This is a genomic window from Streptomyces sp. WAC 04229 (assembly GCF_003947455.1).
GTDB lineage: Bacteria > Actinomycetota > Actinomycetes > Streptomycetales > Streptomycetaceae > Streptomyces.
Genome location: NZ_QHJH01000278.1, coordinates 1 through 6673, shown reverse-complemented (window position 1 = coordinate 6673; position 6673 = coordinate 1). Strand labels below are relative to the sequence as shown.

At 72.6% G+C, this 6673-nt stretch carries 8 protein-coding genes; 4 read left to right on the top strand and 4 right to left on the bottom strand.

Going from position 1 to position 6673, the window contains the following annotated elements; genetic code table 11:
• The first annotated feature begins 98 nt into the window (after positions 1 to 98).
• Positions 99 to 560 (top strand): MaoC family dehydratase, encoded by a 462-nt coding sequence (locus DMH12_RS36190; protein WP_125495538.1) that lies wholly within the window; start codon positions 99 to 101, stop codon positions 558 to 560.
• On the opposite strand, the gene DMH12_RS36185 is transcribed toward DMH12_RS36190, so the two are convergent.
• From DMH12_RS36185 to DMH12_RS36175, 3 genes are all read right to left on the bottom strand, one after another.
• A complete protein-coding gene (locus tag DMH12_RS36185; protein ID WP_125495537.1) occupies positions 551 to 1204 on the bottom strand; it encodes a TetR/AcrR family transcriptional regulator in 654 nt (217 codons plus the stop codon). The genes DMH12_RS36190 and DMH12_RS36185 overlap by 10 nt on opposite strands.
• A 61-nt stretch (positions 1205 to 1265) precedes the next feature.
• On the bottom strand, positions 1266 to 1580 hold the full coding sequence (locus DMH12_RS36180) for a YiaA/YiaB family inner membrane protein (protein WP_125495536.1): 315 nt from the start codon (positions 1578 to 1580) through the stop codon (positions 1266 to 1268).
• 78 nt (positions 1581 to 1658) lie between these two features.
• A complete protein-coding gene (locus DMH12_RS36175) occupies positions 1659 to 2810 on the bottom strand; it encodes an acyl-CoA dehydrogenase family protein (RefSeq protein ID WP_125495535.1) in 1152 nt (383 codons plus the stop codon).
• A gap of 102 nt (positions 2811 to 2912) precedes the next feature.
• Here DMH12_RS36175 and DMH12_RS36170 point away from each other — a divergent pair, with 102 nt between their 5' ends.
• From DMH12_RS36170 to DMH12_RS36160, 3 genes are all read left to right on the top strand, one after another.
• Entirely contained in the window at positions 2913 to 3554 is a 642-nt protein-coding gene (locus DMH12_RS36170; RefSeq protein ID WP_122617364.1) for a TetR/AcrR family transcriptional regulator, read from the top strand.
• 46 nt (positions 3555 to 3600) lie between these two features.
• Positions 3601 to 4314, top strand: a complete 714-nt coding sequence (locus tag DMH12_RS36165; RefSeq protein WP_125495534.1) for a helix-turn-helix transcriptional regulator — start codon at positions 3601 to 3603, stop codon at positions 4312 to 4314.
• Positions 4315 to 4384: 70 nt separating this feature from the next.
• A complete protein-coding gene (locus tag DMH12_RS36160; protein ID WP_125495533.1) occupies positions 4385 to 5353 on the top strand; it encodes a DMT family transporter in 969 nt (322 codons plus the stop codon).
• Here DMH12_RS36160 and DMH12_RS36155 read toward each other — a convergent pair.
• A complete protein-coding gene (locus DMH12_RS36155) occupies positions 5345 to 6670 on the bottom strand; it encodes an MFS transporter (RefSeq protein ID WP_125495539.1) in 1326 nt (441 codons plus the stop codon). The two genes, DMH12_RS36160 and DMH12_RS36155, sit on opposite strands and share 9 nt — an antisense overlap.
• Positions 6671 to 6673: the final 3 nt, after the last annotated feature.

Below are 6673 nucleotides of genomic sequence, written 5' to 3'. Positions count from 1 at the left end.
CCACCCGCCCCCTCACCCGTCCGGTCCGTTGACAGGGGCTCTCCGGGCGACCATGCTAAGCAGTCGCTTAGAGTCGCGTCACACGGGAGGCCGGGAGCATGGCAGAGCCGAGGATCTTCACATCCGTCGACGAGGTGAAGGCGGCGGTGGGCGAGCAGCTGGGGCACACCGACTGGCTGGAGGTCGACCAGAAGCGGATCGACCTGTTCGCCGAGGCCACCGGCGACCACCAGTGGATCCACGTCGACCCGGAGAAGGCCGCCGCGGGCCCGTTCGGCACCACCATCGCGCACGGCTATCTGACCCTGTCGCTGCTGCCGCTGTTCGGGCCGCAGCTGATCAGGGTCGAGGGCGTGAAGATGGGCGTCAACTACGGCACCAACAAGGTCCGCTTCCCCTCCCCCGTCCCGGTCGGCTCGCGCCTGCGCGCCACGGCGACGATCACCGGCGTCGAGGACGTCACGGGCGGGATCCAGGTGTCCGTCGCCTTCACGGTGGAACGCGAGGGCGGCGACAAGCCGGTCTGCGTCGCCGAGTCCGTCTCCCGCTACTACGTCTGAGCGGACCGGTCGGAGCCGGACGCCCCGGCCCCGACCATCCGCAGGACGAGGTCGGCGTAGAGGGCGCCGACCTCGTCGGGCGTCCGGGCGCCCTTCACGTTGAACCAGCGGGCCACGTCGATGCAGAGCGACAGCACGGCGAGGGTGGTGCCCTTGACGTCCGGCACGTCGAACTCGCCCGTCGCCACGCCGTCGTCGATGATGCCGCGCACCGCGGCGTCGCACTGCCTGCGGAGCGTGAGGATCTCCTCCCGGGCCTCGGGACCGAGCGCGTCCAGCTCGTACTGCACGACCCGCGCGGTCGTGCGCCGGCCGGCGTGCCAGCGGACGAAGGAGCTCACGGCGTCGGCGAGCCGTTCGGTCGCACTGCCGTCGCCCTGGGCCGCGGAGCGCAGGATGGCCACCGCCCGGGTGTGGCCGATGCGGCTGATGCGGTGCAGCAGCTCTTCCTTGGTCTTGTAGTGGATGTAGAGCGCGGCCGGGCTCATGCCGGCCCGCCCGGCGATGTCGCGGGTCGTGGTCGCGTGGTACCCGCGTTCGGCGAACGCCTCCACGGCGGCGACCAGGAGCCGCCGGGCCGCGTCAGGCGTGACCTCTTCCCACGGCTCGATGTCGCCGCCCGTCGTCTCGGCCGCCGTACTCATCGCTTGTTCGCCCCTCTCGGTGACAGGAGCCACCACCATACCGCCGATACTGAGCGGGCGCTTAGGCGCGCTGCCCGGCGGAGGGGCCGCCGGGCTTGTGGAAGGGGTCGTGCTCCACAAGGATCTTGTCCAGCCGCGCCTGGTCCACACGGCTCACGATCTGCCCCACCTCCTGACGGTCCCGGATGATCTTGGCCAGCGTGAAGGCCGAGGTGACGAGGTACAGGACGGCGATGGCCAGGAAGGCACGCACCCAGGCGTCGGCCTGGAGCTGGTAGATGCCGATGGCGGTGGCGGCCATGGCGACCGAGAACGACGCGACGGCCTGCCCGTAGAAGGCCGCCGTGTTCTGCTGCTTGACCGGTGTGTCACTCATGGGCACAAGGATCGGCGGACGTGGTCCGGGCCACATCCGCCGCCGTACTCAGTCGAGGTACTCAGAAACCCCCGGCCCTCAGAAGGCCGAAACCCCCGTCAGCGCCCGTCCGATGACCAGTTTCTGGATCTGGCTGGTGCCCTCGTACAGCGTCATCACGCGGGCGTCGCGCAGCAGTTTGCCGGCCGGGTACTCGTCGATGTAGCCGTAGCCGCCGAAGACCTGGAGGGCGTTGTTGGCGGCGCGGACGGCCGCCTCCGAGGCGAACAGCTTGGCCTTGGAGGACTCGACGGTGAAGGGCTGCCCGCGGTCGATCAGGTCGGCGACCCGCCAGGTCAGCAGCCGGGCCGCGTCCACGTCGAGGGCGATGTCGCTGATCAGCTCCTGCACCAGCTGGTGGTGGGCGATGGTCTTCCCGAACTGCTCGCGCTCTCCGGCGTACCGCACGGCCGCGTCCAGCGCGGCCTGGGCGATGCCGACGCAGCCGGCCGCGACCGACATCCGTCCCTTGGCGAGCGCGGACATGGCGACCGAGAAGCCCTTGCCCTCGGGCGCGAGCATCGCGGAGGCCGGGACCCGGACGTCCTCCAGGACCAGTTCGGCGGTGGCCTGGCCGCGCAGCCCGAGCTTGCCGTGGACGGTGCGCCGGGTCAGGCCGGGGGTGTCGGTGGGCACCAGGAAGGCGGAGACGCCCTTGTGGCCCGGGGCGTCGGTGGAGCGGGCGAAGAGCAGGACGACGTCGGCCCAGGTGCCGTTGGTGATGAACATCTTGGTGCCGTTGACGACGTAGTCGTCGCCGTCGCGGACCGCCCGGGTGGCGAGGTTCCCCGCGTCCGAGCCGGTGCCGGGCTCGGTCAGGCCGAAGCAGCCGACGTACGCGCCGGAGGTGAGCCCCGGCAGCCAGCGCCGCTTCTGCTCCTCGTCGCCCCAGGCGGCGATGGTCTTGGCGACCAGGCCGAGGGAGACGGACACGATGCCGCGCACGGAGCTGTCGCCGCGCCCCAGCTCCTCCGTCACCAGGCAGTACGCGAGGTGGTCGCCGCCGGAGCCGCCGTACTCCTCGTCGACGGTGAGCCCGAGGAAGCCGACCTCGCCGAGCTTCTTCACGATGGACCGGTCCACCTCCTCGGCGCGGTCCCAGGCGACGACGTGCGGGGCGATCTCGCGCTCCACGAAGTCCCGCGCGAGCCGCCGCACGGCGCTCTGCTCCTCGCTGAGCTCCAGATTCATGCCGAGTCACCCCACAGAAGACGGTCCTTGACCGGTGGACTTGAAAACCGGACTTTTAAATTAGCACTGCTAGTTTAAAGCCGCAGCCCTACTATGTGCGCCATGGCCCGACCGCGCAAGCCCCTGCTCAGCACCGACCGGATCGTCGAGAAAGCCCGCGCTCTGGTGGACGCGGAGGGCCTCACGGCCGTCTCCACCCGCCGGCTCGCCGCGGAGCTGGGCGTGAGCGGGCCCTCGCTCTACAACCACTTCCGCACCAAGGACGAGATCCTGGAGGCCGTCGCCGACTCGGTGAGCGCGCAGGTGGACCTGTCGATGTTCGAGGACGGCCGGGAGTGGCGGACCGCGCTGCACGACTGGGCCGTCTCCTACCGGGCGGCCCTGCGCGACCACCCCAACATCGTCCCCGTACTGGCGCACGGCCCCGGCCGCCGTCCGGCCGGGCTGCACCTCGCGGACGCCGTCTACGGCGCGATGGTCGCGGCCGGCTGGCCCCCGGCCCAGGCCACCTCCATCGGCGCGCTGATGCGGTACTTCATCATGGGCTCCGCGCTCGGTTCCTTCGCCGGCGGCTTCGTCGACGACGCCGGCGCCTACGACCCCGCCGCCTACCCGCACCTCCAGCAGGCCCACCTCCTGGCCGAGCAGCAGGAGAAGATCGACGAGCGGGCCTTCGAGACCGGGCTGACGGCCCTGCTGGACGGGCTGACGCAGCAGTACGCGCAGGTGGCGCGGGGCGCCTGAGGACACTTCGGCGCCCGCCGAACCGTCCGTGGCGCATCCTGGACGCATGACCGAGAGGGACGCCGAGGCGCCCGGCCTCGCGCGGCTGGCCGGGCTGATCGCGGACGAGACGCGCGCCGCCTGCCTGCTGGCGCTGCTGGACGGACGGGCCTGGACCGCCGGCGAGCTGGCCCGGCACGCGGGCGTCGCCGCGTCCACGGTGAGCGAGCACCTGGGCAAGCTCGTCGCGGGCGGGCTGCTCACCGAGGAGCGCCAGGGACGGCACCGGTACGTCCGGCTGGCCGACGAACGGGTCGCGCAGCTGGTCGAGGACCTGGCGGCGCAGGTCGCGCCGCAGGCCGCCGCCCGGCGTCCACGCACCCTGCGGGCGTCGAGCGCCGGGTCGGCGATGGCCCGGGGGCGCACCTGCTACGACCATCTCGCCGGGCGGCTGGGCATCTCGGTGACCGACGCCCTCACCGGGCGCGGACTGCTGCGCCAGGACACCGGTTTCGCGCTCACCGACGCGGGGCTCGGCTGGTTCGACGCGGCCGGGATTCCGCTGACGGCCACCGGCCGGCGTCCGCTGGCGCGGGCCTGCCTCGACTGGACCGAGCGCCGTCCGCATCTCGCGGGCGTGGCGGGCGCGGCCCTGTGCAAGCACGCCCTGGACACCGGCTGGTGCGTGCGCATCGGCTCGGAGCGGGCGGTGAAGGTCACACCGGCGGGCGAGGCCGCGTTCCGGGAACTGCTGGGCATCGATCCGGTGGCGCTGCGCTGAGCCGCGCGGCACCGCCTCCCCGTCCGAAATCCGCGAGACCACGCGCCCGTCGCGCCCTAACGTCTGGAGCATGATGAGCACCGCCCGCACGTCCCCCTCCGCCCCCTCCCGCCGCTCGCGGCTGCTCGCGGCCGGCGCGGCCACCGTGACCGTCGTCCTGTGGGCCTCCGCCTTCGTCTCCATCCGCAGCGCGGGCGAGGCGTACTCGCCGGGTGCGCTGGCCCTCGGGCGGCTGCTGTCCGGCGCCGTGGTCCTCGCCCTGATCTGCCTGGTGCGGCGGGAAGGGCTGCCGCCCCGCCCGGCCTGGCGGGGGATCGCGATATCGGGGCTGCTGTGGTTCGGCTTCTACATGGTGGTCCTGAACTGGGGCGAGCAGCAGGTGGACGCCGGTACGGCCGCGCTGGTGGTGAACGTCGGCCCGATCCTCATCGCGCTGCTCGGCGCCCGCCTGCTCGGGGACGCGCTGCCGCCGCGGCTGCTGGCGGGGATGGCGGTGTCGTTCGCCGGTGCGGTGACCGTGGGCCTCTCGATGTCCGGCGAGGGCGGTTCCTCGCTGTTCGGGGTGGTGCTGTGTCTGCTGGCCGCGGTGGCGTACGCGGGCGGGGTGGTCGCGCAGAAGCCCGCGCTGGGGCACGCCAGCGCGCTCCAGGTGACGACGTTCGGCTGCCTGGTCGGTGCGGTGCTCTGCCTGCCGTTCACGGGGCAGCTGGTGCACGAGGCGGCCGACGCGCCCGTCTCGGCGACGCTGAACATGGTGTACCTGGGCGTGTTCCCGACCGCGCTGGCGTTCACGACCTGGGCGTACGCGCTGGCCCGGACGACCGCCGGGCGCATGGGCGCCACGACGTACGCCGTGCCCGCCCTGGTGGTCCTGATGTCGTGGCTGGCGCTCGGTGAGGTGCCGGGGCTGCTCACCCTGGCGGGCGGCGCGCTCTGCCTGGCGGGTGTGGCGGTGTCGCGGTCCCGGAGGCGGGCTCGGGCCGCGACCCCGGAGGAACCGGTGGGATCGCGGCCCGAGGGCGCTTCGCGGTCAGCGTGAACGCGCCCGGCCGGCCAGCACCTTGATGGACACCAGGGCGATCACCGAGAGGGCGACGATGTAGCCGGAGACGGCCATCGAGGTACCCGTCGCCTCCAGGAGCAGCACCATGACGAAGGGCGCGAGCCCGCCCCCGCCGACGGCGGCGATCTGGTAGCCGAGGGAGGCGCCGGTGTAGCGCATCTCCGGCGTGAACAGTTCGGCGAAGAGGGCGGCCTGGGGCCCGTACATGACGCTGAGGAAGCAGCTGGCGACGAAGGTGCCGACGGCCAGCCACACCAGTGAGCCGGTGTCGATGAGCAGGAACAGCGGGACGGCCCACACGGCGATGCCGACCGCGCCGACGGTGTAGACCCTGATGCGGCCGAACTTGTCGGACAGGGCGGCGGCGCCCGGGATCAGCACCAGCTGGGTGAGGCTGACGCAGAGCGAGACGGCGAGCACCGCACCGTGGTCCATGTCCAGTTCGCGCGTCGTGTAGTCGAGGACGCCGGTGATGAGGATGTAGAACGTCGCGGTGTTCACGGCGAAGGAGCCGCCGGCCAGCAGGACCGTGCCGAGGTGACCGCGCACGATGGTGCGCAGCGGCGAGGTCTGCTCGCCCTGCTCCTTCTCGGCCAGCGCCCGCTCGGCCTCCCGGAACTCCGGGGTTTCCTCGACGCGGGTGTGGATGTACCAGGCGAGCCCCAGGACGAGCAGGCCGACCACGAACGGCACCCGCCAGCCCCAGGACTCGAAGGCCGACTCGGAGGTGAACGCCCCGGCCAGCAGGAAGACGGTGTTGGCGGTAACCACGCCGATGGGGACGCCGAGCTGGACGACGCTGCCGTAGATGCCGCGCTTGCCCTCGGGGGCGTACTCGGTGGCCAGCAGCATCGCGCCGCCCCACTGGGCGCCGACGGCCACGCCCTGGGCGATGCGCAGCAGGACGAGCAGGACGGGGGCGGCGACGCCGATGGTCTCGTACGTGGGCAGCAGGCCGATGCCCGTGGTGGCCAGGCCCATCAGGGTGAGCGCGATGACCAGCATCGGCTTGCGGCCCTTCTTGTCGCCGAGCTGGCCGGCGACGATGCCGCCGATCGGGCGGGCGAGGAAGCCGACCGCGAAGGTGGCGAAGGCGGCCAGGACCCCGGCGGTGGAGCTGCCGGCCGGGAAGTACAGGTCGCCCAGGACGAGCGCGGCGGCGATGCCGAAGACGAAGTAGTCGTACCACTCGACGGCGGACGCGAGGGCCGCGGCGGTGGCCACGCGGCGTCGGTTGGGGGCGGCGGCCTCGGCGGTGGCGGCCAGGGGCTGAGCGGAGGGGGTGGTGTCCATACG